The organism is bacterium (assembly GCA_021372515.1).
Classification (GTDB): Bacteria; Gemmatimonadota; Glassbacteria; order GWA2-58-10; family GWA2-58-10; genus JAJFUG01.
In genome coordinates this window covers 41,748-67,349 of record JAJFUG010000029.1, presented here as the reverse complement: position 1 = coordinate 67,349, position 25,602 = coordinate 41,748, and the positions used below count along the sequence as shown (strand labels likewise).

The following is a 25,602-nucleotide window of genomic DNA, read 5'->3' as shown; positions in this document are numbered from 1 at the left end:
GATACTGGAGCTCGACCCCCAGGCGGTGGTGATCCTGATCACGGCGTTCGGCGACGTGGACATGGCAGTGCGGGCGATAAAGGCCGGGGCGGTGGATTTCGTGCTCAAGCCCTGGCGCAACGAGAAACTGCTGGCCACGCTCTCGGCGGCCATGCAGTTGCGTCTGTCCCGCCGCGAGGTGAGCCGTCTGCGCTCGCAGCAGAGCCAACTGAGCGCCGACCTCGACCGGCCGTTCCTGGGCCTTCTGGGAGTGTCGGCCCCGATGCGGGCTGTGTTCGAGACTATCGGCAAGGTGGCGGGCACGGACGCCGATGTGCTGATCCTGGGGGAGAACGGCACGGGCAAGGAGTTGATCGCCCGCGCCCTGCACCGTCAGTCGCGGCGCGCTGACCAGGCGTTCATCTCGGTGGACATGGGCGCGGTGAGCGAGACCCTGTTCGAGAGCGAGCTGTTCGGGCACGAGAAAGGCGCTTTCACCGATGCCCGTCAGGCGCGGGCCGGACGCTTCGAGATCGCCTCGGGCGGGACGCTGTTCCTGGACGAGATCGGGAACCTCCCGCTCACCCTGCAGTCCAAGCTGCTCACCGTGCTGGAGCGCCGCACCGTGACCCGCCTGGGCTCCAACCAGCCGCTGCCGGTGGATGTGCGCCTGATCTGCGCCACGAACCAGGACATCCACGCCCAGGTGGCGCGCGGCCAGTTCCGCCAGGACCTTCTCTACCGGGTCAACACCGTGGAAATCCACCTTCCCCCGCTGCGCGAGCGCACCGGCGACCTGCCCCTGCTGCTGGAGCATTTCCTCGGCCTTTACTGCCGCAAATACCACAAGAGCGCCAAGCGTCTGGCCCCGGCCACCCTGGAAAAGCTCAAGCGCTACGCTTGGCCGGGCAACGTGCGCGAGCTGCGGCACGCGGTGGAGCGGGCGGTGATCCTGAGTGAGGAAAGCCTTCTGCCGCCCGAGAGTTTCACCTGCGCCGGGCAGGAGAGCCGCGACAGCGCTGGCCTGGTGTTCGAGGACTACAACATGGACCGGGTCGAGCGGCTGGTGATCCGCAAAGCGATCGAAAAGCACAGCGGCAACATCTCCAAGGCCGCGCGCGAGCTGGGCTACACGCGCAGCGCCCTCTACCGGAGGCTGGAAAAATATGGCCTCTAAGAATTTCCGCGCCCTCTGCCTGCTGCGCCTGTTGCTTCTCTGCCTCACCCTGTGCGGGCTGTTTTTACTGCTGCTGAACACGAATTTCTACGCCACCGCGGTGCTTCTTCTGGCCCTGGCCGCCTGGCAGACCTACGCGCTTTTCCTGTACCTGGACCAGGCCAACCGGAACCTGGCCCGTTTCCTGGAAGCCATTCGCCACGCCGATTTCTCGCAGAGTTTCAGCCTGGGGGCCGGCGGCTCCGGGATGGATGAGCTGCGCAGCAGTTTCAGCGAGGTGCTGGAGGCTTTCAGCCGCGCCCGGGCCGAGAAGGAGGAGCAGTACCGCTACCTTCAGACCGTGGTGCAGCACGTGGGGGTGGGCTTGCTCTGTTTCCGGGCGGACGGCGCCGTGGAGCTGGTCAACAACGCCGCGCTGCGCCTGCTCAAGGTCGGCAACCTGAACAACATCAAAGCCCTGGAACCCCTGGGCGGGCGCCTGGTGGACAGCCTGCTGGGCCTCAAGGCCGGGGCCAAGGCCCTGGTGCGGCTGGAGGACGAGGGCGAGACCCGCTGCCTGTCGCTCTCGGCCACCGAGCTGCGCATGCGGGGCAAGGTCTACACCCTGGTCTCGCTGCAGAACATCCAGGCCGAGCTGGAGGAAAAGGAGATGGAGGCCTGGCAGAACCTGGTCCGGGTGCTGACCCACGAGATCATGAACTCGATCACCCCGATCAGCTCGCTGGCCGGCACGGCCAACGGCCTTCTGGAGCGCTGGCCCGCCCCGGAAGGGCCGGAGGAGGCGGCCGAGACCCTGGCGGATGTGCGGGAGGCGGTGGCCACGATCCAGAAACGCAGCCAGGGCCTGCTGCATTTCGTGGACACCTACCGCGAGATGACCCGCATCCCGAAACCCTCGTTCCGCATTGTCCCGGCCGCGGAGCTGCTGGCCCGGGTGCAGAGCCTGATGGGCCGTCGCCTGGCCGACGGCGGGATAGAACTGGCCTGTTCGAGCGACCCGGAGGGCCTGGAGCTGACCGCCGACCCGGCCCTGATCGAGCAGGTGCTTATCAACCTGGTGCTGAACGCGATCCAGGCCCTTGAGGGGCGCGAGGACGGGCGGATCGAGGTGGCGGCGCGGCTGGATGCGAGCAGCCGGCCGGTGCTGCGTGTCTGCGACAACGGCCCCGGGATACTGGAGGAGGTCAAGCCGAAAGTCTTCATCCCCTTTTTCACCACCAAGCCGGGTGGCTCCGGGATCGGCCTCAACCTGGCGCGCCAGATCATGCGCCTGCACCGGGGATCGATCAGCGTCCAGTCGCGGCCGGACGAGGAAACTTGTTTCACACTGCGTTTCTGAGCGATTGCTCACCCGTTCCGGATATCATTCAGACGGTCGAGTATTCAATCTCATCACAGGCCGCCATGTACCTGCTTTCATATTACCTGCTTTATAATAGATCAATTACCCCTTCAGATAGGGCAGTCATGAATGAAAAGTGAATCATGACAACTGTATGTCGTCAGAACATATTGGACAGATGGTGATCAAAATTAAGAGACAAGTTCTGACCTGACGGCCCCGCGCTGAGTATAGCCCGGCAGGCGCTTCTTCCCGGGCTACAGGAACACCTTGCTCCAGCGACAATACAGGCTGGGATTGATCCACTCCCGGCTGCAGATGGCCGCTATACCCTCTTCGCCGCACCACCCTTCCAGCACGATGTTAATCCTTCTCGGCACGGTGCTTCGTGCGGATATTCCGCTTGATATCGTTGAGAATGACTTCCGCACCAGGCTTGGCAGGCATCTGGTCCCCTTATTCCTCTGTTCATCTCAATTATACTATGGTCCCTGAGCAAAGGCCTGCCCGGGGCTGCGGATGTCAGGCTGGTGCTTAATACGATCATCAAAGGCACTGGTTTGTAAAGCTTAAGGAATAATCACGTTCTGCGGAGAGCTAAACCTGGTGCAGGGGATTACTTGCCCTGTGCCATTTTTCTGAAGCGCGGATCCTGAGGGAAACGGGCCAACGCCTGCGCCAGATTTTCGCGGAAAAGGCTGTCTCGTCCTGTGTTGCGGTACAGGAGGCAGAGGTTGACCCAGGTTTCGGGGCGCTGCTGGCTCACAAGGAGGGCGAATTTCAGTTGTTCCTCGGCCTGGCCGAAGCGGCCGGAGCGAAGGTAGATGTTGGCCAGGTTGTTGCGCGCCGAGTCGTGCTGCGGGTTGAGACGTACCGCTTCGAGGAATTCGCGCTCCGCCTCGGCCAGCCTGCCCTGCTGTAAGTGCGCCAGGCCCAGGTAATGCCAGGCTTGCGCGTCCACCGGATTTACCTCGAGTGAGCGTTTCAGGTACTCATACGCCCGTGGGTAATCCCCCTCCAGGATGCAGAGAAAACCCAGGTTGTCCAGCACCTCGGTGGAGTTCGGCTGAAGCTCCAGGGCACGCTGGAGCCTCTCCATCGCATGCTCCCGTTGTCCCAGCCGGGCCAGGAATATCCCGTAATTGGCCAGCAGCGGAACATCCTCCGGGTAGTGCTGGAGGGCTTGGGTGTAGGTGGCCTCGGCCTCCTGGAGCCGTCCCAGCCGCTCGCAGATCTGCGCGGCCTGATTCAGCGAATTGCGGTGCCAGGGTATCTCGCGCAGGGTTGTCCTGTAGCATTCGAGGGCCTCCTCCAGCCGGCCGTCCGCCTCCAGCGCGGTGGCGCGAAGGTAGTCTGCCTCGGCGATTCCCTCCAGGGCCTGTGTCTGCTGCGCGGTTATCGCTTTTACCTCCTCGAATTTCCTGGCCCAGGTCAGCACCTTCACCAGGTTCAGCACTCCGCGGCTGAAATACTCCCCTGGCAGCGAGTCCATTACCGCCCTGTACAGTCTTTCTTCGGTCTCTCCATCCGGTGGCGAGTACTCCGGCGCCAGGCCCTCCCGCTGCATCCAGCCGGCTATCGCACCGGCGATAAGAAGGTTGCCGCGGGGGTTGGGATGGATGTGGTCGACCAGGATTTCCGAGCCGATTATGCCGCCCCGGCAGCGTGCGGCGAAAAGCGGCCGCAGAGCAAGGAGCGGGACCCCCTCTTTCGCGCATTCCTCACGCAGCGCCCGGTGGATCGGTTCCTGGGCGCGCAGGGGGCAGATATCAAGCTCGCGGGCCGCCAGGAAAGCCCTGGCCGCCTGCAGCGTGTCCCCGTTGTCGAGCCGGGCGCGTCCGAGCAGGAAAAATGTGCGGGCGTAGAGCGGATCGAGCCGCTCCGCTTCTGTCAACGCCGTCAGCGCCTCCTCTGACCGGTTCTGCCCGAGAGCTTTTCCGGCCTGGCCGAGCAGGCCCTCGACCCGCACCTGTCCTTCGGCTGATAGCTCGGGCGAATGCAGGCTCTTGAACGGAGAGAAATCCTTGAGGTTGTCCACCGGATCGCAGAACACCACCGGCACTCCATCCCGGCGGCAGCGCTCGATCATGCGATCCACATTGTAGCGGAAGTGCTCGAAAACGCCGCTGGAGAAAAGGCTGTCACGCTGGTAGTAGTCGAGCCCGGCACTGCGGTCGAGCAGGGTCTCGACCTCGGGACTGAGCAGGCTGCGCCCGTCTGTCTGTCCGGACGGTTCCTTCTTTTCCGCGCCAAGGCGGATTTTCCCGAGGCCCAGCTTGAGGAGACGGTAGAGGCGCATACGGTTCAGGAGGCTGCGCAATTCGATCAGACTTGCCGGCTGCTCCAGGAGCCGGCCATAGGTCCGCGCTTCCAGGAACTCGTTGTGGCCGGTGTAGATTATCACCAGGTCCGGCTTATAGGCCAGAAGCTCATCCAGCAGCACGGTAACCCGGTAGCTGGCGTAGCTTATACCGCCGGCATTGATCACCTCGTAGTGCCGGCCAGCCGGAGCGCAGCGGTTCAAGAGTCGCTCCAGCCAACCTGAGAATGAGGTTGTATTTCCATAAGGCCGGCCGTAAGTGGTGGAGCCGCCCAGGCTGATAATGCGAAAATCCCCGGGCGCTTTTACCGCACTGAAATCCTCGGCATTGAACCACTTCTGCTTATCCGGCACGGTCCGCATCCGCAGGGAACCGTCCGACGCCCGGTAACTCTCGTACAGCGGGTGCAGACGGCTGAACCCGACGAACGGGTCGCCAGGGACGCCGGATGCTCCAGGCTCCGGAATCAGGTGCAGCGCCAGCTCGGCCACGACCAGCACTCCCAGCCCGAAAGCCACCAGGATCAGTTTCTGCCGTAAGCTGGTCCGGTGGAGGTCCGGAGCGGGTTTGGTCCTCGGGGCTCTTTTTTCTCTTTTTCCCGCCACAGTATTTCTTTCCTGTTTCCGGTCTGTCTCTGTGAAATGAACGCGGCCGATATTCAGAAGTTTAAAGCTAAAGAGTCTATCCATTCTTGTGCAACTGCTTTTTCATCCTTCTTTCCACGGCTGAGACATTTCCGCGATTGAGACTTCGGGCGAATACTCCCCGGCACAGATCCCTGGCCCGGAGATCAATGCTCCGGTACGCAGGATAGTATGCCATACTATCAACGGCCCTGCGAAATCCATTCCAGTCCTTACTTCTGCGGAACCGCTCCAGGTATTTGTCATCTGTTCTGTGTTGAGGTCTTCGGACGGCACCGGTTTCCTCCTATTTATAAGCAATCTCGATCTCGTGGCGAATTGGCTCAGAAGTGTCTCACGTTTGAAACACTGATTCAAGAACGAGACAGTTTTCGCATTGTCCGGCAGCCCGAGTCCACTTCTTTGCAAGCAGTTAGTCAAGCCATGGGCTGCGGCACTTCTTTTGCCTTCTCTTGAAAGCGCAATTCAGAGCATCAATCAGATCACCCGAGCAACTGGAGGACAGCCATGGTCTCAAGGATAGAATGTGGCAGCAGACAGGTATTCGTCTTAAGAGCGACGCAATTGATTGGCCTTCTTTTAATTAACGCTTTTGTGATATCCCTTTCAGCAACACGTGTCTGTGCCGCGGGTCGGCCTGCCAAAGCCCCCTCTTTGCCGCCGCCCCAGGGAAATGTGGTGCGAGTGTCGGATGTCGAGGGCCTGCAGCAGGCGGTTCGCGAGCTTGTCTCCGGTACGACGATCCTGGTGGAACCGGGTGAATACCGCCTGACCGAGACGCTGATAATCAACGGGCCGGATAACGTGGCGATACGGGGCGCCTCCGGCAACCGCGACGATGTCGTGATTCGCGGCAAAGGCATGCGGGAAAAGGATTACGGCAAAGTGGAACACGTAATACGGATCCGTAAATCGGTCGGCATTCTGATCGCCGACCTGACCCTGGCCGATTCCTGGTACCACCTTATTCAGATCCAGGGGGAATACGGCTCCAGAAACCTGCATGTCTACAATGTCCATTTCCTGGACAGCGGCGAGCAGATGCTGAAAGGCACTTTCAATCCCAAGACAGAGGAGAGCGCGGACAGCGGCCTGGTGGAATACTGCCGGTTCGAATACACGGACCGCTCCAAGAACTGGTACACCAACGGGGTGGATGTCCTTCTGGCCAAAGACTGGATCGTTCGGGACAACGAGTTTATCCGTATCCGTGGACCGGTGGGTGAGCTGTGCGGCTCGGCGGTCCTGTTTTTCGGCGGGAGCCAGGGGGCGCTGATCGAGCGGAATTATTTCTACAACTGCGACGTGGCTATCGGGGCCGGGATATTCTCCGGGGAACTGCCCTATGCCCATCGCGGCAGCCTCATCCGCAACAACATCATCTATCGGGACGAGCCGGGGGGAGGGGCTGGAATCGAGGTCGGATATACACCGGATTACAAGATTTACCACAACACCATCATCCAGAATTCTTTCGCCCCCTACGCCATCCTGTACGGGGACAACATCTCCTCCGGCGAGATTTATTACAACCTGACCGACGGGCCGTTCCAGGCGGTGGATGATACCCTGGCCCTGGATCCCTGGAGCCCGGAGCTGAGGCAGAAGAAAGCAGTCTATCGGCCGAGCGGCAAGAACCCGGCCCATCTCAAAGGCAATGTCACGAACGCCAGGAGCGATTGGTTTGTCGCGGCTCAAAAAGGTGACCTGCATCTGAGCGCCGGAGCAGCCGAAGCGCTCGACAAAGCGGCTCCACTCGATCTGGTAAAGGACGATTACGACGGTCAGCCCCGCCCTGCCGGCGCGCTTTCCGACATAGGCGCCGACGAGTACAACCCCTGATTCTTCTTTCTTTCAAGCTGCCAACGAATGCAAAGGATCGCGTATGAAACAATGAAACGGGCGTCTCATTTGATCTGATTCGTACTCCTAACCCTGGGGGAGGGATAATGCTCCAAAAAACGTTCAGACGGTACGCATCCATCGCTGGGAGCGCGGTCCTGTTCGTCTGTATGCTGGTGACCGTGGCCTCGGCGCAGCTCAGCACGGGCAAGATCGAAGGCACTGTAAGGGACAATGATTCCGGTCAGCCCCTGGTGGGCGCCCAAGTGCTTGTGGATGGCACACGGTTGGGCAATGTGACCAACAATGATGGTTACTATTTCATCTTGAACGTCCCGCCTGGAAGAAGAAGCATCACATTCACCTATACCGGATACCAGAAAACCACGATCGCCGACCAGTTGATTCTCGCCGGTCAGACCACCACGATCAATTCAGCGCTCAGCTCCTCGGTGGTTGAGCTCAACGGCATAACGGTGGAAGGGGAAAGCGAGATACTTCTGCCGCGCGACCAGACTGTCAGCAAACAGCGCCTGACCAGCAGCGACCTGCATGAGACACCGCTGACCAATCTGGATCAGGCCATGACACTCCAGGCCGGGGTGCAGATCGGCGGGCAGGATGCCGAGTCCCGCGGACTGCGTATCCGCGGCGGACGCCTGGGTGAAGAGGGCATGGTGGTGGACGGAGTGATGGTCCGCAATTACACCGCCAACCCGTTCAGCACAGGCACGGGCTGGATATTCAACACCGAGGTCGGCTCCACCTCCACGGACGCCACTCCGCTCGAGCTTTCCACCTCCGCGGTCGAGGAAGTCGATATCATCACCGGAGGTTTCCAGGCCGAGTTCGGCAATGCACAGAGCGGCATCATCAACATCGTCACCAAAGAGGGCGGCCCGGATTTCAAAGGCGTATTCAACTACACGACCGATGAAATCAACCCCCGTACCTCCGACTGGGGCTACAACCAGATGACCGCCGATATCGGCGGCCCGGTGAAAATCGTTCCGAACCTTTTCTTCCACGGCTCCGGTGAAATTCAGGGCTTCGCGGACAATTTCGCCACCCATGCCGATGAGGGTTTCCGGGGTATCAACCAGACTTTCGTGGACCGCCTGAATGGCTCGGTGCGTAACGATCCCGTGCTGGGCGGCGAAAGCAATCCATACACACTCGACATGTTCCGGACCGGCCGGGAGTTCTACGCCTCCAAGGCCGGGGCCGACGCGTCGCTGTTTTCACCCTCGAACCCGGTGCGTCTGCCCGGCAACTGGGCGGACCGGACCCTGATCTCTGGCAAGGTCACCTATGCTCCGGTCAGCGGGGTGAAAACGTTCGTTTCCGAGAACTGGTCCCGGAGCCAGGATTCCAATCCACAGGGTTGGAGCGCCGACGGCGACTATTTCCAGAACGGCATCATCAATCGCAATGCCTACAATTTCGACTACCTCTATGGCAATACCTGGGATCAAAGCCCCTGGTTCAACGGTATCCTTGGCTCTGGAGACGAGATTCTGATCCACACGTCTAACGCCAGAAGAACCCGGATGAATACCCTGATGTTCGGGCTGGACTGGGATTTCCTCAGAAGCGCCAACCGCAGCGCGACTCTCCAGATCCGGTATCTGGATGTCGCTTCTCAGGATATCACCAACGCCAACCCCAAGACCAATTGGCAGCGCGATACATTCATGAGCTGGTCGGCGCACGATGTTCAGTTCGAGGTAGAGACCTGGCCCGGCCGGGATGGGCTCAACACCAAGGATCTGCGGGCGCAACTGTTGCCCGACGGCCTGGTGACCTGGAGGAACAACACTCCCTACGAGACGCCCCTGGATGTCGAGCGGACCTCGCTCTACTACATGAACTACCAGTACCTGCGTGAGGACCAGAACAATTTCAAGATGGACCTCGATTTCCAGATCAACCGGATGAACCGGGCCAAGCTGGGCTTCCAGTCCATCGATCTGAAAAATCACCGTTTCCGTCAGAGCGTTTCCACCGACCGGCGCAACCCGATCAACGAGTTCCGCTACAAACCGTCGATGTACGCCGCCTACATCCAGAACCGGACCGACCTCGGCGACTTTGTTTTCGACTACGGCCTGCGCTATGACACTTTCCAGCATAACACCAACTGGGGAATCACCTCACTCGACCAGTACGGTGATTACGTGAGGCCGCGCACCCTGTACGAGTGGTCGCCGCGTTTCGACGTGGCGTTCCCGGTGACCGACAAGTCGCAGCTGCGTTTCAGCTACGGGGTGTTCACCCAGCTGCCCAGCATGGAAATGATGTTTTCCAGTTCCAACCCCGGCGGTCTGGAGTACTCCCGCACCGATTCCTATGAAACCGGCCTCAGCTACCTGGTGACCAACGACTTGCTGTTCGATGTGGTGGCGTACTACCGCGACGTGGACGGGAACCTGTCCAATAAATCCTTTTTCGAGGATTACAACGCCTGGCATCTTGGATACGAGATACGCGACTGGACCCAGGGTTATGTCAACCGCGACAACGGGAACATCAAGGGTGTGGATTTTTCGCTGCGCAAGCGTTTCTCGAATAATTACTCCATCAACATGCAATACACCCTTCAGTTTTCCCGCACCACCGGCAGCGCGTACAATAAAAGCAGTTTCGTGGGCAACTACGATCCCTCCTCAAACCAGATCTATGTCCCGCCCGATTTTCTGGCCCCGATTTCCGGTGACCGCACCCACAAGTTGACCTGTCAGTTCAACTACCTGTTCCCGGAGGATTACAGAAGCGGGACCCTGGCCAACACGGTGCTCGGAAATGTGCGGGTGTATTCGGTTCTCCAGCTCCAGAGCGGGCAGCCGCTGGTGGCCAACGGTGGTCCCAACGACATGGCTTACGGTTATGCCGGACAGGAGGACCCCTCGGCGATCACCTACAGCGGCCTCCACGGGTTGAACGCGTTCCGCGGGCGCTGGGACCTCAATCTTGATCTGAGAGTGAGCAAGACTTTCCGTCTCGGCGGGACGAGAAACCTCAGTGTGTTCTCGGAAATATTCAATGTGCTCAATCACCGGAACAACCACTCCTATCCCAGCAATTATCATCTCGACGACTACTCGAGTGTCACCGGCGGCGTAGACCTGAAGTGGGAGGATCTGTCCGAGACTGATTTCAATCGCACCCGGTTCAACGCGGATTTCAACGGCGACGGCATACTCACGGTCAAGGAAGCCGCGATGGGGGCCATCGCCAGCGATTTCATCCAGCAGACGATGGACAAGCGCCTCTGGGGCATGGCCCGTCAGATACGCACGGGACTTGAGTTCTCTTTCTGAAGATGCTGGAGGCGATGGCCTGGACCTCAGGCTTGGGACTTTTGTCATCACATGGTCTTGAACAAGCCAGGAGTATACTTATGAAGCGAAATGAGAGATTTTCGATCTGGTTCGTCCTCCTCCTGATGGCCTGCTTCTCGGTCAGCCCGGCTGCCGCGGAGCTGCTGCAGATCAGGTCGGCCAAGGGTAACAATGTCGGCCTGGGGGTCAGGACCGACTGGTACAACGGCGGGCCTTTCCATGCCTGGCCGGGGGATGCCAACATCATTCAGTACCCCAAAGGCTCGGGCAACCTGATCTATAACGACGGGTGGGGATTCGGCCTTATCACCACTCAGGACACGGATGGGGATGGAACGCCCGAGGATACTGTTATTCCACAGTCGGGTGGCCGTCTGGTGCTGCCCTATATCTGCTCCATCGATTCCTACGACGAACTCTCGGCCCTGGCCACCTCGGGAGCGGTCATGGAAATCGCCGCAGCCGGCACTGACGGCTCCCTGCGCAGCCGGGTCTGGACCTCCCTGGATGCGGATGAGCTGGCGGCATGGCCCACCGAGGCCCGCGAGGGCCACAAACCCGGCGGTGCGCCGGTGCTGCACGGGGCCGAAACCATGTACTGCAGCAGCGGGGATGTGTTCAGCGGCTTCGGCGAACCGCTCAGCGGCTTCCATCTGGGGTACAACCTCTATTTCCTGGACTACGGCCAGAGCAACAACATGGTTTACTCACACCTGTACATGCAGAACGTGAGTGAATACATGAAATGGAACGCCGTCTTCGGCCCCCAGATGTGGACCAAGAACGGCGGCCCGGCCCCGGACGGGGGCTGGAGCTGGACCAGTGTGATTCTCTATCAGAACTGGCGGCAGATGGGATTCGGGGAAATCCAGAACATGGGCTGGGCCTACCACCCGGCCAAGGGGATACAGACCCTGTGGTGCGAGATACCGCAGCTCGGCAGCTGGACGCCTCAGGAGCCGCCGCTGCTGGGAATGAAACCCCTGAAACAGATGGAGCACGACGGAGAGGTGTCGCAGCTCCTGGCGGTCTCCACGGCCAGCGGCACGGAGTTCGGGTTCTCCGGAGCGGGTAACCTGATGGACCAGGGCTGGTCCTCGGCCAAAGTCTACCGCAGCATAATGAACGTCGAGGGCAATTTCGCCGGCCAGACCAACCCCTTCACCAACCGTCAGGCCATGGATACCTGGCCCGGGGTCCTCACTCCCGGGGACAGCCGGTACAACCAGTGGCTCTGGGGCGGATCGGACAACTGGAACCATTACACTTTCTGGGGCGAGCTGCACGACATCGCCCCGCGCGACACGCTATCTTTCGACTGGGTCCTGATGTTCTCGCCCTCCGGGGTCAAACCCCTGATGGCGCCCAAGTTCGAGCTCGCCAACATCGACGACCCGATGATGCAGACCGCGTTCCAGCCGCAGGAGGAATACGCGGCCGTCGCGCAGACAGTGTTCGACGGGGGGTACCAGACCCCGGCCACCCCGGCCGCCCCCGCCCTGACCATCGTCCCGGGAGACCGTGAGGTCACTATCACCTGGAGCGATGTCAATCTGAAAACACCGGACCCCTACTACACTTTCCTGCACGAAAACGGGCTCGATCCGAACAACCTGTACCGCGAATACGATTTCGAGGGCTACCGTCTCTACCGCAATTTCACCGGGCCCAACGATGCACACGCCGAGCTGCTCACCGACATGAGCATGTCAGCCGGTAATCTGACTTTCTTCTATGTCGACAAGCTGGACGACGATTACCCGCTCAAGCGCATGCGCAACGGACTCAAGGTCTGGTACGCCCTGGTGCCATATGACCGCAACTATGACGTGTCCACCGGGGATATGTTCTCCCTGCCCGATCCGAACGCAGGCAAAACCTGGAACCGCGCCGGCGAAGCAGGCCTTTACGATGTGATACCGCGCTCGGACGCCAGCAATTTCCGTTCGGCGGAGCAGGACGGGGAAATCAAGTTCACGCCCGGGATGGGCCAGAACCCGGTGTTCGACAGCAACGACATGGTGGCGGTGGCGGGCAACGGCGACGGGACCCTGAAAGAGCCGCCGGTCTACCGCGGCCCGGTGGCCGAAATCGAGTTCACCCCCGTGCTCAACGAGCGCCTGACCACGGAGAAAAAGCTTGTCCTGACGGCCAAGGTCGACAACTGGAAGCCCACAATCCACTCCTACGGCTTCGTGTACAGCAACATGACATTCGAGCTGAGCGAGGGCGGCAATGTCCTGGGCGCCTCCCAGGAGTTCCCCTACCGTTGTTACACGGTCCGGCCCGGGGACGCGAGCGTCTCTTTCGCCCCCACGACCTCGGTGGGCGCGGACTACGCCGTGACTGCCGATTTCCGCTACCTCTCGGACGGTAATTTCAGGTCCGAGCTGCTGAACAATTTCAATACCGGGGGCTACACCGGGGCGACAGTAGATATCTACAGCACCGGGCCGGCCTCCAACCCCGAGCGCGCACCCGGTTTCCCTCCCGGCAACATCAGCATGATGCGCAGCGGACGTTTCACGCTCACCTGGACTTCCTCCGGCGGCGGGTTGAGCCTGGCCGTGCACGATGTCAGCCGCAACGTGGACCTGCCGTTCGCCGAGTTCCCGGATGATTACGGCTGGGGTTTCGTCACTCTCGACAATTTCGGCGGTGTCTGGAGCGGCATGGGCCAGATGTACGAGGACATGCTGAACGACGTGCCCAAAGCCCAGCGCACGAAGAAAATGGTCTCATCGCTTCCGGTCAGCAACACCGCGGAGTTCGGCCTGATGGTTAACGGGCTGTTCTGGCGCTTCAGCGGCACGGAGGGCCAACTGACCGGAATGCCATCCGCCGGAACGGTGATGAGCATAGACAACGCCTACGGTTATTTCAACGATGACCTGTCCGTGTTCTATCAGTACCACGAGCCTCCGTTCCCCGGAGACAGGTGGGAAATCGACATCAAGCCGATGAGCCTCAACGCGCAGGACGCCGACCTGAGCAAGATCAAGGTCGTGCCCAACCCGTATCTGGCCTCCTCCTATCTGGACCTTTCGCCCACCCAGCGCCGGATCGAGTTCATCAACCTGCCCAATAAATGCACGCTACGCATTTATTCGCTGGGCGGCAACCTGGTCAATGTCCTCAACCACATCGGCTCCAATCGGACCGGCTGGGGCGACTACACCGACCTCGACCGCATGACCCAGGGTGTGCCGAAAGTGCTTTCAGGCTACGATAACCACTCCGGGACCGAGCCTTGGAACCTGAGGAACCGTTTCGGCCAGACCGTAGCCAGCGGCTTGTACTTTTTCCATGTGACGGATACGCGCGGCAAGACGTTCACCGGCAAATTCTATATCGTTAACTGAGAGCGCCGGCCGCGCAGCGACCGATTACAATCGGAACCCCTATCTTTTCAGGCTGCACGAGGATGGAGGTAATACATGTTCAGAAAATCAGCCTCAAGAGCTTTTGCCAGCACTTGGGCGATCCTGGCCTTTGCTGTCATGCCTTTGCTGGCGCAGGGCATTTCGCGGCAGGATTACTCGGGGTTGGACAAGTACCTGGAGCAAGGCAGACAGTCCGACTTCTCGTTCGTCGGCGCCCGCGCCGCCGAATTCCTGACTATCCCCGTGGGTGCTCGGGGCATAGGCATGGGGGGCGCTTACACCGCCATCACCGATGACATATCATCGATCTGGTGGAATCCGGCCGGTCTGGGATTCCTCAAGCAGAAAGAGGTCATGCTCACCGTGGTCGATTACACCCTCGACGTGACCTACAGCTACGCCGGGGCGGCGGTGCCCCTCGGAGACGGTGATATCGTCATCGGAGGGTTTTTCGGCTATCTGGATGTTCCGGACATGGAAATAACCACGGTGAGCCAGCCTGAGGGAACGGGCAGCACTTTCAACGCCTACGATTTCCAGATGGGCGGCTCGCTGGCCTACAACTTTTCGGACCGCTTCATGGGCGGCATCAACGTGAAATATGTCCACCAGGACGTGTTCGGCAATACGAGCGGCAACGCTTTCGCCATCGACGCCGGCGCCATTTACCACACCGAGCTGGCGGACCGCGAGATCAAATTTGCTTTCGCCATCCAGAACCTGGGGACCAATATCACCATGCGCGGCTCCGACCTGATCGAGTCGGTGGGCCCGGAAGACAAGAGCGGTTCGCTGCCGAGCGGATACAGCGACTATTCGAGCGACCAGGGCGCTTTCGCCCGCCGGAGCAACCGCGAGGTCATGTGGCTGACCAACACCTACCGTCTGCCCACGGTGGTAAAGCTGTCGCTGGCTTACACTCTTTTCGCCAGCGAGAAAGTGAACTGGGTGACCGCGGCCGAGATATGGCGTCCCAGCTACATTCCCATTTCCTACTCCGCCGGCACCGAGCTGACTTTCGCTTTCGACAGCTACACCACCGCGGCGCTGCGCAGCGGCTGGATGATCCAGACCGATGAGCTCAACGACGGAGTCGACAAGTCGGGCTATACCTATGAGGGCGACAATCCGGCCTGGCGTGGTTTCAGCCTCGGCGGGGGTATCCAGCGGACCTGGCTCGGCCGGACGGTAAGCTTTAACTACGCTTACCGGAACAAGGGGCGGCTTTCGGCAGATAATTTCTTCACTGTCCAGTTCGGTTTCTGATTAAACCGGATTTAAGCTTTCAGTCTGAGACACCCGGCTCTGTCTGGAGCCGGGTGTCTCAGGAGGATTCGGGGGATGGCCGGGGGGCGGAAGGATCAGGCTGCCAAATGCCCGTATCGCGCGCCCCGATAGGAACCGGCCGCTGAAACCTCGGTCCGCTGCGCAAACTGTGCCTCGATGATTGTACATTCCATCGGGCTACTGAGTCTGACGGTTGGTGGCAGGAACGGAACTTCCGGTCAATCATCGATTTTGTTCGGAGAAAAAAGTGACACTCGACTGGCATAACAAATCCGAATATCTGGCGCAATTGACCCTGATGCCCAAGATAGACTCAAATGCCCACCTGGGAGTGCGTTTTCCTCAAGTCGCCTTTATCGAGATGCTCGATTCGGTAAAAATCCATTGGCTCAATATCTGTTGCAGTGAAATGTGGGGACCCGATCTGAACCGTCAGATTATTACTGCTGAAAGGATGCATTGCGCATACCCGGACTATCTGTCCTGGGTCACCTCGCTCAACCTGGAGGACTGGGGCAGTCCGCGCCGGGAGGCGGGAACCCTCGCGCAAATCGGAAACGGAAGGTCCAACGGCGCGGTCGGAGTGAAAATCCACCGGCACACGGGCCTGGTCAGGCCGGACCACCACCCCGGACGGAGGGGGATCGACGACCCCGGTCTCGATCCGGTGTTCGATTATCTGTGCCGGCAGGGATTGACCCTGGTTGCCGACATCGAGGAACCTCCGGATCAGAAGGTTTTGACCGGATCGGTCCAGGCTCGCTGCAACCGGGCGGGCTGGACCTCGGACCCAGAGGATCGAGGCTGCGCCATCGACAATGGGACGGGTCAAGGCAGCTTTCTCGAAGCCATGCAGAGCGTAATGGAAAGGCACTCTGCCCTGCGGGTGGTCTGGTGCCACCTGGGGTGTCGAGAGATGGGTCTTGAGGGATTGTCGCACTGCCTCGACCGGCACCCGAATCTGGCGGTGGACCTGGCGGCACGTATCGAGTACCTTCGCACCCTGGACAGGGGGAATGTGCTGGATTTCTTCGTCCGGTACCAGGACCGGATCCTTTACGGCACGGACAGCGTTCTCAGGGCCGAGTCGCCGGAAGACAGCCGCGAGGAAATCTCGCTGGCCAGGGAGAGCTACATCCGGGATATGATCTATTTCGCAACGGATTGGGAGCTGGAGGCTGGCAAGGACGGGAAGACGGTGCGAGGGTTGTATCTTCCTCCCGAGATTCTCAAAAAGGTCTACTTTGACAATGCTTTGAAATGGTATCCCGGCATCATGCAGCCAGTCGGTAAAGTTGTGAGAACCGCTAAGAATTGGCCCCGAGTATAGCAGGACTGAATCCGGATGAAATTCCTGGTCAAGGAGCGGAATCCGTTCGCTGTCATCCGGTTGTCATCTTTTGTCAGTAAAATGTGGTCTAATTGTATTTTATGAGTTTTCGTGGATGGTCTTGTATCTGTCGGTCAGGCGTTATATTTTCACAAGATGGATGGAGTTTTTTTAACCGGAGCGACCGCGATATATACTGTACGCAGGAGTGAGTCCCGGCCGATTCTGATACCATCCTGCCACTCGTAGACAAATCAGTGAATTTCGGCCGCCAGGATTGTCCTCATAGAATTCAGTCCGCCCGGGAAAAGAGTCTCACTATGATCGACAGACTCCGAAAACAGGGAATCGGGAGCGTTCAGGGTCCGGATGAGCTTCAGACGCGGATCAGGGAATTGGAACGCCAGGTGGCGATGAATGCAGACCTCGAAACGGCCCTGCACGAGCTGGAAAAGAGATACGAGGAATCTGTCGAAAGAAGAGACAGCCAGGCCAGGCAACTGTTCGGCATCCGCTCGATGATAGGCATGCCGGAGCTGATTCTGGATGAAAGCTGGCACATCGTCGGGTTTTCCCCCGATTTTCCCCTGCTCACCCGCAATATCTACGAATACACCAACCGGAACAAACACATCAAGGAATTGATCGGGGAGCGCAATTTCGACAGGATAGTCAATTACGTGGAAAACGTCCACACTCTGGAGGACCTGCCTTATGACGAGGGGGCGGCGTGGAGCCTGGTCTACGAGGGGCCGGGCCCCTCGGACAGGATCGACACCTCCTGGGTGCAGTACCGCAACTCCCAGAAATGCAAATGGGATATTGTCGAGATAGACGGGAAGATGTGTTTCCTGCACCGGCCGCACATCAAGGACGAGGTCGACTGCTACCTGATGTCCACGGCGGAGTACGGTGGGGCGGATGAGGACATCCGGGTGGTGTTCCGCACCCGGACCTCCGGACTGGACGAGAATATCCGCGACCTGTCCCTTATCCTGTCCGGAGCCTCGGGCGAGGAGAAAACCAACCCGGACTATATCGGCTACACGATCTGCACCGCCGCGGCCGTGAACCGCTATGCCAGAATACAGAAATACTGCGCCAACCTGTTCCTGCGCCCCGAATCCCTGCATACGGACACGGAATACGAGATTGCCGTGGAAAGGATCGGCGGCCGGATCCAGAGGTCACTTAAGAATCTGACGACTCAGGAAAGCCTCCCGCTTCTGACCGCGATCGATCCGCACGCCGTCTACGACGGGCAGAACCATATCGGTTTCACCACCTATTCCGGTGAGGTCCTGCTTTCAGATATCAGGATATACACGCGCAAATCGAGGTTCCAGATCGAAAGGTTCAAGCTGACCTTCGATCTGGAGCTGGAGATCGACGAGGAGAACCTGAAAGGCAAAGTCTTCCGTCTGAAAATCGGCCGGGACAGGAGCATGTTCAAGCCCTTGTACATACTGCTGCTCGAGGATATCACCCAGCGCAAGGAGGCCGAGCGCGCGCTTCTGGCCAGCGAGGAAAAGTACCGCGCGCTTTTCGAGGAGTCGAAGGACGCTCTCTGCGTGATCAGCCGGGATGGCCGTTTCATCGAGGCCAACCCGGCCATGCTCAGCCTGTTCGGCTACACCAGGAACGAGTTCAATCGGCTGGACGCCTCCGGCATTTTCGTGAACCCGGCGGACCAGCGCCGTTTCCTGCGCGACGTGGAGAAAGCCGGATCGGTCCGGGACTATGAGATCAAGCTGAAAAAGAACAACAGCACGGTGATGGACTGTGTCTGCAACTCGACTTTGAGGCTGGACCGTAACGGAATCATCTGGGGTTACCAGACCACTATCACCGACATCACGGAACGCAAACGCCTGATGAAGATAGACACTCCTTTCTTCGGTACGAACAGCGCAATGGAAAAGATCCGGGAGCTCGCCTCCCTGGCCGCCGAAAATGACACTCCCGTAACTCTCACGGGTGAGACTGGCACCGGCAAAGGCCTCCTGGCCCGCTGGATTCACGAGAACAGCCGGAGGAATTCAAGGCCTTTCGTGGAGATCAACTGTTCGTGTCTGAAAGGGGAGATGCTGGCCAGCGAACTGTTCGGCCACCTGCGCGGAGCGTTCACCTCGGCGGTCCAGGACCGTAAGGGGCTGATCCATCTGGCGGATGGGGGCACCCTGTTTCTGGATGAAATAGGTAACATGTCGATTGGAGTGCAGGCCGAGTTTCTTAAAGTGATCGAGGAGAAAGAGTACCGCCGTCTGGGGGAGGACCGGGTCAGAAAAAGCGATTTCCGTCTGATCTGCTCGACGAACATGGACCTTTTTGAGGAAACCCGCAAGGGAACTTTCCGGCAGGATCTTTTTTTCCGCATCAATGTCTTCCCGATCCATATTCCTCCTCTCAGGAAGAGGATGGAGGATTTCGAATCGCTGGTGCAGTATATACTTGGCACGCTTGGAGCCCCGAACCTGGAGGTGTCCGCCGAAGTGATGCATCAACTGGGGCACTATTCCTGGCCGGGCAACATCCGTGAATTGAGAAACTTGCTGGAAAGAGCTCTGATCCTGTGCCGTGGCTGCAAACTGTCAATCAAGGATTTTCCGGGCATCGAGGCGATCGCTCCACCTGCCGCCCGCAGCCGGCTGTATCTTGATATGAGGGACCAGGAAAAAGATCACATTCTGGAAATGATCGAGAAGATGGGCGGTAATAAGATTAAAGCGGCTAAAATGCTCGGTATATCCAGGGCTACCTTGTACAGGAAGTTAAGGGATATATCCAGACCATCCACAGCAACCTGACCACTGAATCCGTTTCCAGCCAGTCACTGGGCGCTCGGGAACCATAGTCTTTGTGCTTTCCGGCCTCAGCGGTATCCTTAGCCAGTAATTATTTCGATTTAATAATACTATCCAGGCTTTTGGTTTGAGAGTAGGGTGATAGCCCCGGTCAGGCATATTCGAGAATATTTCAGTTAAACCTCCGAAATCTTGGTTTTTGTTTGCCAATTCTTGCCAAAACATAGCCGAGGAAACGGATTTATCCTACTTATCCTCAGCCCACAGAACAGTCCGGCCAGGCTGCCATGTGCCTGTGGGCGTTGAAATTAGAGTATTTTGCGCGGTGGGGCGGTCTGGTTTCCGGGCCTGCCTTACAAGCAGGAGGTCACAGGTTCGATCCCAGTAGCGCCCACCATCTTGAAATGCTGCAATGGAGCGGATTTGCGATGTTTCGCAGATCCGTTCTCTTTTGTTTTATCGCCCATTCCAAATCTGTGACCGGAAAACACCTCGCTTCGTGACTGCTTGATCGACGGATCTCAATCCCCGCCCACCTTATTCGCATTGCCGGCCGGTTTCCGGTGGAGAAAGAAAATCGTATTGGCCTTTTTATCTCTCGAAATATTCCGGCTGCCCGCATAGCCCCGAGGAAAGAGCGCCGGTATCTACCGGATCCGTCCTCCATCCGGCACGCCGCCGCTGAAGCCTGCCATTGACAGGGGCTTGTATCGGTAATAAAATGGTTCTGCCCAGGGAACAAGACAGATAGTGGGGTAAGACGGGAATATCGAGACAACTGTTCACGGGCCTCCTGTCGTTGCGCTCGGGATACTGCCTGCAGGGAGAGCCTGGGGTGCGACAAGGCGGTGTCAGGACGGGGTTAGTGGGCGGGGGGTGGACTCGGCGAGCAGAGGATGGAGATACAGCAAGCCTGGGATCGGCAGCTACCGTCAGCTCTTTCATCCCGGAGCGTCCATGGTCCCTAATCCGTCCAATTCATGCAATCTCAGGGTTTGTATCCCATGCACGGCACTCTTCCTGTTTTTTCTCACCGGCTCCGCTCTGGCCAGCCATCCCAGCAACTGGCGGTTTTTCGGGGTGCAGGACGGACTGACTGAATCCTGGTGCAGCTATATCACTGTCGGACAGGAAGGCCGGATCTGGGTTTCCCACGGCGGTGTCAACGAGATGAGCTGCATAACCGGCGTGGCGGATGAAAACGGCCGGTATGTGAAAAGTCAGCCCAGTCCGGGCGATGACCTGAAAGTGGTGGAAAGCTGTTCCGGCCGGCTGTGGTCGCTTTATTCCAATGGGGTCCAGCTTTTTCAGGACAATCGCTGGCAACAGTTCAGGATCGACGAGATCGTCAACGAATATCCCGCCGACCGATTGGTGCGCCAGCTTGTACCGTTTTTACCGTGCGGCGTGGAGGGTTTGCTGTATCTGCTGCCCCAGCGTCTGACATATTTTAACCCAGGAAGCGGGGCCACCGCTGTGCTGCTCGAAGAGGCCCGGGTCGGGCTCGGACGGTTCAACGACATGACCCAGGCCGGGGATGGCGCCGTGTGGCTGGCCTGTGAGCTTGGGCTGGCGAAAATCCGGGTCACTGCCGACCTCGCGGTGCAGGTGGAGCAGCGTCACCCCTTGAAACAGGAAGGTCTGCGCGGGTTGCGCTGTCCGGTCGAGGGTGTGGGTGGGCGGGTGGCGGTTGTGGCCGGGTGCCGCGACAAGCCGGGAGGCGGAGCGGCGGTTTGCCTGGAGAACGGAATCTGGCACGCCTGTCCGGCCGGCCGCGGCAGTGTGATCCTGTGCTGGCCCGATGTGGACCGGGGCCTCTGGTTGCTCAAGGAGGGCAACCGGCTGTCGTACTTTCTGGAAGGACAGGAGATCCGTCAGGAGCAGACCGGCATGCTGGCGGCCGAGCTGCGCGAGGTGGCGGTCCAGCCGGACGGTGTTTTCTGGCTCACCAGCAGCCACGGGGTGATGCGGTACACACCCTCGATCTGGCGGACGCCTTTCGAGGTGGCGGATGTCACCCTGCGGGTGCATGCCATGCTGGAGGACCGCGCCGGAAGGGTCTGGTTCGCCGCCGGAGACCTTCTGCTGATGAACAGCGGTGAGGTCTGGAAAAGGTACAGGCTCCCCGCGGGCCTGAGTACGCAGCCCTATTTCACGCAATCGGTCTGCGAGCTGCCGGATGGCCGGATCGTGGTGGGGACTATCCCCTACAACCGGTTCCTGCTGGCTTTCGATCCGGAGACGGAAAGCTTCCAGCGGCTGACCTACCGCAACGCCGACTCGACCGCGGACGGGCGGCGCTACATGGGACTGATCGCCCCGGGGAAAGACGGACGGCTGCTGGTGCAGACTTTCGACGCGCCGCAGTCGCCGTGCTTCCGGATCGAGGAGTTCGACGGCCGTGTTTTCCGCACCCTGATAGACCGGGGGGAAAACTGGAACCTGGGCAACCTGCGTTACATACTGGAGTTGTCCGGAGGCGGACTGTGGATCGCCGGCCAGTCCGAGCGGGTGTCCGGGGTCCTGGACAGCAGCGGGTTCCACTATGTGGAGGCCGCCCCGGTGATTCTGGATAACGGCTTTTTCTGCATGTGTGAGCTGGAGCCCGGGCGGGTCTGGGTCGGCGGGCGGCATGGCATCTGGGAGATGAAAGGCGGGACCTGGACGCAGGTGCGCACGGGACTGTCCGCTGTCCGCTCGATCCAGCTCGGCTCGAACGGCACGGTCTGGGTAGCCTCGGGCGACGGGGTGCACCGATATGTCGAGGGCTCCTGGATCGACAACACCGAGGAGGACGGCCTGCCGAACACAGGGACTTTCAGTGTCCTCGAGGACAGCCGCGGGCGGGTCTGGGCCGGGACCATCCAGGGGGTTTCGCTTTTCCGCCCTGAGGCCGACCACGAATCCCCCGAGACATTCATTCCCAGGAACAAGAACCATCGGGAGGTGTCGCCCGAGGGCAATGTCACGCTGATTTTCTCCGGCTTCGACCGCTGGAAGCAGACCCGTCCGGAGCGTCTGCTCTATTCCTACAGCCTGGACAGGTCGGAATGGTCAGTGTTCCAGCCGGGTAATACGGTGGAGTTCAGGGGCATGAGCGCCGGGCCGCACCATTTCGAGGTGCGCTCGATGGACGTGAACCACAACGCCGACCCCAGTCCCGCGAGCTTCGAGTTCACTGTCCTGCAGCCCTGGTACAGGGAGAGCGGCTTCCAGGTGGTGGCCGGCCTGGGCAGCCTGATCATCCTCGGCCTGCTGGGATACGCGCTGCACCGGCATATCAACCTGGAGCGCCTGGTCGTGCACCGGACCAACGATCTGCGCGAGGCCAACATCCTTCTCGGCGATAAAATCTCCGAGCTGATGAAGACCGAGGAAAAGCTGCGCTGCGAGCACTCCCGGCTGGAGGCGACCTTGAGCTACAAGAGCCTGCTGACCGAGATCGCCTCGGGGCTGAACACCTCCTCCACGACGGGTGAGGAGGTGCTGGAAGTGCTGGAAATGCTGGGCCGCCGGATGTCTCTGGACAAGGTGAGCCTGCAGAACCTGACCCCCCTGAACGATGAGCAGAACTGGCCGGTCCTTCTGCTGAACGTGGCGGAAAAAGCCTGGAACGACCCCTCCAGCCCGGTGGACATTCCACCCGAATCACTGGTCAGGGCGGTGGCACGGGACTGGTGCGTGGTTTACGAGCCCGGGCGCCCGGGCGATCCGGAATGGAGCGAATGGTTCGCCGGGCGGGGTATCGGGGCGGCCTGCGTGTTCCCGGTCGCCACGCGGCGGTCGGTGGACGGTCTGATCATATTCAGCCGCTCCGCACCGGCGGTCTGGCAGTACGAGGAGGTGGAACTGCTCAAGACCGCGGCGGACATGATTGTCAACGCCTGGCTGCGCTATTCCAACTCCTGCGCCATGCTGGAGGCCGAGAAGCAGCGGGCGGACGCGCTGCAGATGGCCGAGCGCGCTTCCCGTCTGGCCTCGATCGGAGTGATGGCGGCCGGGATCACGCACGAGATCAACCAGCCGCTCAACGACATCAAGGTCACCGCCGACAGCGTGCTGCTCTGGGACCGCCGCAACCACGGGCTGCTGCCCGAGGAATTCAGCGGCTGGCTGCGCTCGATCACGCGCAGCGTCTCACGGATCGACGGCATAATCCATCACATGCGCTCCTACTGGGTCCCCTCCCGTCAGCAGAATCAGGACGAGCTGGAGGTGAACGCAGCCGTGCGCAGCGCCCTGTCGCTGATCGACCGCCAGCTCACCAACCACGGCGTCCGCCTGGCTGTCGACCTGCACGGACCCTCCCTGTTCGTGCGCGGAAACCGGGTGCATCTGGAACAGATTGTGCTGAATCTGGTGCTCAACGCCATGCACGCCCTGGACGAGAGCGGTAAGACAGATAAAAGGATCGAGGTGTCGCTGCTCCGGGAGGGGACATTGGCCTGCCTTGAAGTGCGCGACAACGGCACGGGCATACCGGAGGGGGACGGGGACAAGATTTTCGATCCGTTCTATTCGACCAAGAAACCGGGGGAGGGTATGGGATTGGGTCTGGCCATAGTCAGACGTTTCGTGCAGGGGCTCGGGGGGAGCGTTTCTTTCTGGAATAACTACTTGGGTGGTGCGACGTTCCGGATCGAGCTGAAGCTGTCCGGGCACAGTGACGGTAAGGAGAGCTGAGATGCGGATACTGTTTGTGGATGACGAGCCGCAGGGACGCCGGGTGATCTCGTCCCACCTGGAGCGCGAACTGGGCCACGAGGTGACCCAGTGCGGCTCGGGGGAGGAGGCGCTGGCCCTGTTCAGGCAGCGGCCTTTCCCGATGGTCCTGACCGACATCCGGATGCCGGGCATGGACGGCATCGAGCTGCTGCGGCGGATCAAGAGCGGCCCGGAGGGCGGTTCCACGGATGTGCTGCTGATCACGGCCCACGGGGACATGGAATCCGCCATCACGGCCCTGCGCGAGGGGGCCTACGATTACCTGAACAAGCCGGTGGACCTGGTGGAGCTGGAGGCCATTGTCCGTCGAAGCGCCGAGCATCGGTCCCTGATCCACGAGAATTTCGAGTTGACCCACCACTTCGAGGAGCGTGTCGCCGAGGCCACCCGCGACACCCACCGTCAGATGGACGAACTGCTCAGCGCTTTCGCCGAGGCGGCCGGAGTGGCACGGGTGGGCATTTTTTCGAGCGCGATGCAGGAAGTGGTCGATATGGCCCAGCGCCTGCACCAGGACCGTCACATCCCGGTGCTGATCGAGGGCGAGACCGGAACGGGCAAGGAGATCGTGGCCCGCATGATCCACTACGGCGCCGGGGGAGTGACCACGCCTTTCGTGGCGATCAACTGCGCGGCGATCTCACCCTCGCTCTTTGAGAGCGAGCTTTTCGGGTACGAGCGCGGGGCTTTCACCGGGGCCCGCACGGGCGGGCAGATGGGCAAGCTGGAGCTGGCCCGGGGTGGGACTCTGTTCCTGGACGAGATCGCAGAGATGCCCCTGAACCTTCAGCCCAAGCTGCTGCGAGTGCTCCAGGAAAGGGAGTTCTACCGGGTGGGCGGGCTGAAGAAAATCAGCCTGGACCTGCGCGTGATCTGCACCTCCAACCGCGACCTGGCCGCGATGGTCGAGAGCGGGGCTTTCCGCCGTGACCTGTACTACCGCCTGAATATCGGGCGGATACATCTGAGCCCCCTGCGCGAGCGCCGGGAGGAGATCGGGAAACTGGCTTTCATGTTCATGGCCCGTTTCGCCGAGAGCCGCAAGCGCCGTTTCCGCGTGATCAGCCCGGAAGCGTTGAACCTGCTGGAGAGATACCCCTGGCCGGGCAATGTTCGCGAGTTGGAGAACACGATCGAGCGGGTGGTGCTGATCCACGACGCCGAAACCCTGCAGCCCGGGCACCTGGATTTCCTGTGGCCCGCCGCGACCGCCCAGCCGGCGGGCTCCGGCGCACGCGACCCGGAACGGGCGGTGCTGGTCACCCTGCCGGAGAAGGGTTTCTCCCTCGAGGGCGCCGAACTGGTTATTATCCGCAGGATCCTGGACATGTTCGGCGGCAACAAGTCCCACGCCGCCGAATACCTCGGCATTACCCGCAGCACCTTGCGCCTGAAGCTCGACAAGCATTCCGCCACGGCTGAATGAA

Annotated in this window: 11 protein-coding genes; 10 read left to right on the top strand and 1 reads right to left on the bottom strand. The window is 60.2% G+C overall.

Annotated features, from left to right (window positions below; all coding sequences use genetic code 11):
- Together LLH00_02600 and LLH00_02595 are read left to right on the top strand one after the other, a co-directional pair.
- Positions 1-1,156 (top strand): sigma-54 dependent transcriptional regulator (locus LLH00_02600; protein ID MCE5270154.1); only part of this gene is annotated, 1,156 nt, incomplete at its 5' end.
- Between the two features lie 946 nt (positions 1,157-2,102).
- Positions 2,103-2,495 carry a hypothetical protein gene (locus LLH00_02595; protein MCE5270153.1) on the top strand — a complete coding sequence of 131 codons (393 nt, stop codon included), beginning with the start codon at positions 2,103-2,105 and terminating at the stop codon, positions 2,493-2,495.
- 619 nt (positions 2,496-3,114) lie between these two features.
- Here the strand turns inward: LLH00_02595 and LLH00_02590 are convergent.
- Entirely contained in the window at positions 3,115-5,424 is a 2,310-nt protein-coding gene (locus LLH00_02590; GenBank protein MCE5270152.1) for a tetratricopeptide repeat protein, read from the bottom strand.
- A gap of 717 nt (positions 5,425-6,141) precedes the next feature.
- Between LLH00_02590 and LLH00_02585 the strand changes: the two genes are divergently transcribed.
- From LLH00_02585 to LLH00_02550, 8 genes are all read left to right on the top strand, one after another.
- Positions 6,142-7,305, top strand: a complete 1,164-nt coding sequence (locus LLH00_02585) for a right-handed parallel beta-helix repeat-containing protein (protein ID MCE5270151.1) — start codon at positions 6,142-6,144, stop codon at positions 7,303-7,305.
- A 107-nt stretch (positions 7,306-7,412) separates the two neighbouring features.
- Positions 7,413-10,625: a TonB-dependent receptor gene (locus LLH00_02580; protein ID MCE5270150.1), complete on the top strand. Its 3,213-nt coding sequence runs from the start codon at positions 7,413-7,415 to the stop codon at positions 10,623-10,625.
- Positions 10,626-10,705: 80 nt separating this feature from the next.
- Positions 10,706-14,008 (top strand): hypothetical protein, encoded by a 3,303-nt coding sequence (locus tag LLH00_02575; protein ID MCE5270149.1) that lies wholly within the window; start codon positions 10,706-10,708, stop codon positions 14,006-14,008.
- A 75-nt stretch (positions 14,009-14,083) separates the two neighbouring features.
- Positions 14,084-15,295, top strand: a complete 1,212-nt coding sequence (locus LLH00_02570) for a PorV/PorQ family protein (protein MCE5270148.1) — start codon at positions 14,084-14,086, stop codon at positions 15,293-15,295.
- A gap of 268 nt (positions 15,296-15,563) precedes the next feature.
- Positions 15,564-16,646 carry an amidohydrolase gene (locus tag LLH00_02565; GenBank protein MCE5270147.1) on the top strand — a complete coding sequence of 361 codons (1,083 nt, stop codon included), beginning with the start codon at positions 15,564-15,566 and terminating at the stop codon, positions 16,644-16,646.
- Between the two features lie 320 nt (positions 16,647-16,966).
- A complete protein-coding gene (locus LLH00_02560) occupies positions 16,967-19,453 on the top strand; it encodes a sigma 54-interacting transcriptional regulator (protein ID MCE5270146.1) in 2,487 nt (828 codons plus the stop codon).
- Between the two features lie 1,077 nt (positions 19,454-20,530).
- Positions 20,531-24,133, top strand: a complete 3,603-nt coding sequence (locus LLH00_02555; GenBank protein ID MCE5270145.1) for a hypothetical protein — start codon at positions 20,531-20,533, stop codon at positions 24,131-24,133.
- Position 24,134: 1 nt separating this feature from the next.
- Positions 24,135-25,601 (top strand): sigma-54 dependent transcriptional regulator, encoded by a 1,467-nt coding sequence (locus LLH00_02550; GenBank protein ID MCE5270144.1) that lies wholly within the window; start codon positions 24,135-24,137, stop codon positions 25,599-25,601.
- Position 25,602 lies beyond the last annotated feature (1 nt).

What these genes read in the sequence shown, in the direction of transcription:
- LLH00_02595 (MCE5270153.1), top strand. Translation starts at nt 2,103, where the DNA reads ATGGGCCGTCGCCTGGCCGACGGCGGGATAGAACTGGCCTGTTCGAGC.
- LLH00_02580 (MCE5270150.1), top strand. Translation starts at nt 7,413, where the DNA reads ATGCTCCAAAAAACGTTCAGACGGTACGCATCCATCGCTGGGAGCGCG.
- LLH00_02575 (MCE5270149.1), top strand. Translation starts at nt 10,706, where the DNA reads ATGAAGCGAAATGAGAGATTTTCGATCTGGTTCGTCCTCCTCCTGATG.
- LLH00_02570 (MCE5270148.1), top strand. Translation starts at nt 14,084, where the DNA reads ATGTTCAGAAAATCAGCCTCAAGAGCTTTTGCCAGCACTTGGGCGATC.
- LLH00_02560 (MCE5270146.1), top strand. Translation starts at nt 16,967, where the DNA reads ATGATCGACAGACTCCGAAAACAGGGAATCGGGAGCGTTCAGGGTCCG.
- LLH00_02550 (MCE5270144.1), top strand. Translation starts at nt 24,135, where the DNA reads ATGCGGATACTGTTTGTGGATGACGAGCCGCAGGGACGCCGGGTGATC.